Source organism: Arthrobacter sp. Cr_A7, from assembly GCF_029222765.1.
GTDB lineage: Bacteria > Actinomycetota > Actinomycetes > Actinomycetales > Micrococcaceae > Arthrobacter.
The window spans coordinates 1-3,219 of sequence record NZ_JARHXQ010000085.1 but is presented as its reverse complement, the minus strand read 5'-3'; the positions used below and the strand labels follow the sequence as shown (position 1 = coordinate 3,219).

Here is a 3,219-nt window from a genome sequence, read left to right as displayed (position 1 = left end):
CGCCTTGCCAACATCACCAACCGGTTGATGCTCATCACCCCGGAAGACCGGGTCATAGATGTCTCAGCCGCATCGGACGGAACCTTCAGCCCGAGCATCCAGGAGTGCTACGAGCGGTGGGATGAACTCAGGGAAGCCGCCGGCAAACTGGAAGGGTTCGCTGGAAGGCCTTTGGCCGAGTTCACACCAAAAGATTTTTCCAGTCCTGCGCCTCAACCGCGGCAGGTATTCGCAATCGGGCTCAACTACGCGGCCCATGCAGCAGAAGCATCCCTGGCGGTACCCGAGGACATTACTGTTTTCACCAAGTTCCCCAGTGCCCTGACTGGCCCCTATGGGACCATTGTGCTGCCCCCGGGGACCGTGGACTGGGAAGTCGAACTGGTCGTGGTGATCGGACGCGGCGGCCAGGACATTCCTGCTGGCAGCGCGTGGGACCACGTCGCCGGGCTGACAGCCGGACAGGACCTGTCCGAACGCACCCGGCAGGCTTCCGGGCCGGCACCCCAGTACAGCCTCGCCAAATCGTTCCCTGGATTCGGCCCGCTGGGCCCGATGCTTGTCACCCCTGACGAATTCGAGAACCCTGACGCCGTGGAACTGGGGTGCACGATCAACGGCGAGCAGGTCCAGGCCGGCAACACCTCCGACATGGTCTTTTCCGTCCCGGAGATCATAGAGCGGCTGTCCAAAGTCACCCGGCTGTTCCCGGGGGACATCATTTTTACCGGCACACCACCGGGAGTGGGCGTAGGACGCGTCCCCCAGCGGTTCCTCCACGCGGGCGACGAACTTGTCACCTACGTTCAGGGGGTCGGCCAAATGCGCCACCTCCTGGCAGCGGGAAGCTAGACATCCACTACCTGCGCGGAACGGACAAAGGGAGCAGCGGATTTATCCGCTGCTCCCTTTGCTATGCCGGAAAGACGTCGTTAATCCTTTACCTAGAGGCCATCAGACGTTTGCTTCTGCCTTCTCGATCAGGCCGTCCACCAACCGGTTCAGGTGCCAGGGGTTGGTGTCCTGCAGGGGTGCGGGGAGGAGTTCCTGGGGGATGTTCTGGTAGGCGACCGGGCGCAGGAAGCGGTTGATCGCGAGCGTTCCGACCGAGGTAGTCCGGGAATCTGAGGTGGCGGGGAAGGGGCCGCCGTGAACCATGGCATGGCCGACTTCGACGCCGGTGGGCCAGCCGTTGACGATGATGCGGCCCACTTTCTGCTCCAGCGCCGGGATCAGGGGCGCCGCGGTGGGGTAGTCCTCTTCGGTGAGCTGCAGTGATGCGGTGAGCTGGCCTTCGAGGCGTGCGACGGCGTCGAGGAGTTCGTCGGTGCTGCCGTAGCGGATGACGAGGGACGCGGCGCCGAAGATTTCCTCGTGCAGGACGTGGTTGGTGACGAAGTCGCGGACCTGGGTGCCGAAGATGGTGGGTGCCGGGGCGTTCCGGGTCTCTCCTTCCAGTCCCTTGCCGATCAGGTTCACGCCGTCGGCGTTGCCGAGGGCTTCTGCCCCGGCGTTCCAGGAACCGGCGATGCCGGCTGTGAGCATGGTCTGCCCGGCGCAGGCGGAGACGGCACGTCCGACGGCGGCGGCGAGTTTGTCACCCAGTTGGCCTTCGGGGGCGAAGAGCAGTCCGGGGGAGGTGCAGAGCTGGCCGGAGCTGCCGGTTACGGCGGTGACGTACTGGGCGGCGAGGGCGTCGATGTCGCCTTTGAGGGCGCCTTCGAAGACGAAGACGGGGTTCAGCGAGGACATTTCGGCGTAGACGGGGATGGGTTCGCGGCGGGCAGCGGCGGTGCGCATCAGGGCGATGCCGGCGGCCTGGGAGCCGGTGAAGCCGACGGCCTTGATGTTGGGGTCGGCCACGAGGGCCTGGCCGATGCTGGCGCCGGGGCCGTAGATGAGGGAGAACACGCCGGGGTGCAGGTTGAAGTCTTTGACGGCTTTGGCCACGGCTTGGCCGACGAGTTCGCCGGTGCCGGGGTGGGCGTTGTGAGCTTTGAAGACGACGGGGCAGCCGGCGGCCAGGGCCGAGGCGGTGTCGCCGCCCGCCGTCGAGAAGGCCAGCGGGAAGTTGCTGGCCCCGAACACGGCTACCGGGCCGAGCGGGATTTGGCGCTGGCGGATGTCTGCCCGGGGCAGCGGGGTGCGGTCCGGGATGGCGGGGTCGATGCGGACGCCGCGGAAATCGCCCTGGCGGACAACGTTCGCGAAGAGCCGCAGCTGGCCGGTGGTGCGCGCACGCTCACCCTGCAGGCGGGCGGCCGGCAGGCCGGTTTCCTGGCCGGCGCGGACGATCAGTTCCTCGCCGATTGCCTCGATGTTGTCCGCGATGGCGTCGAGGAACCCGGCGTGGGTTTCCGGGTCCAGCGTGGAGAAGGACGGGTACGCGTCGGCTGCCGCGGCGGTGGCCAGCTTCAGCTGGTCCTCCGTGATCAGGGAGTACGCGGGATCAAGCTGTTCATTGGTGGCCGGGTCAAAGCCGGACGTCGTCCCGTTGTCGCCGGTGACTTGTTCTCCGGCAATCAGTGAATGTCCATTAAGTGGCATGTGGTTCTTTCTGACGATAGCGGTTGATTTTTCACGAGCTGGGGCAACCGGCAGTCACACTGTTGCTCCCCGGCGATGTTGGAGTTCTTTGGCCTGGACTGTGCGGCGATAGACGGCAACATTGTCTGTTTTATGGATCATGGCCCGGCCTCCGCCGTCTCTGTTGATCCAGAAGACACTTCCGTTGTGGCTCCGCACATCAACGTTCCCGGAGGCCGTCACCGTGCCTGCGTGGTAAAGCAGGACTTTGTCTCCTGGTTCCAAAACTGTCCAGTTGCCCACCAGCTCAAGGGCGGGCGTGACCTTAGGGCTTACTTTGTGACTGACTGGCCGTCGCATTCCTGTCCTTTATTGGTTGGGTTATCGTCGCCGCCGCGGACGGCGCTTGAGGGGCCACGTCGTCCTGCTGGTTTAGGGGTAGCGGCGGGGCCGAGCAGGCGTGTTTTTCGGGTTCAGCCGGCTGCCGTAAGGATGCGATGACAGCCTTGTCAGCAGTCCCGGGCACCGCGCCGAGCGAAAGATAGCTATTCAGTTATTGAACGTGTTATTCAATTTTACGTGTTACCCCTGTCACTGTCAAAGGTATTGGTCGACCTGCCATCTGGTCGGGTTACTGTGCCCGTTCGCCTGGTTTGGTAGGCACCGCTCCTGTCCTCCTCGTTGTCCGACGTG

At 64.4% G+C, this 3,219-nt stretch carries 2 protein-coding genes; one reads left to right on the top strand and one right to left on the bottom strand.

Annotated elements, in window-relative coordinates; all coding sequences use genetic code 11:
• Positions 1 to 852 (top strand): fumarylacetoacetate hydrolase family protein (locus P2Q66_RS05285; RefSeq protein WP_275726155.1); only part of this gene is annotated, 852 nt, incomplete at its 5' end.
• A gap of 102 nt (positions 853 to 954) precedes the next feature.
• Here the strand turns inward: P2Q66_RS05285 and P2Q66_RS05280 are convergent.
• Entirely contained in the window at positions 955 to 2,547 is a 1,593-nt protein-coding gene (locus P2Q66_RS05280; protein WP_275726153.1) for an aldehyde dehydrogenase (NADP(+)), read from the bottom strand.
• Positions 2,548 to 3,219: the final 672 nt, after the last annotated feature.

Excerpts from the sequence above, each read along its gene's own strand:
- P2Q66_RS05280 (WP_275726153.1), bottom strand. The coding sequence starts at position 2,547 with ATGCCACTTAATGGACATTCACTGATTGCCGGAGAACAAGTCACCGGC.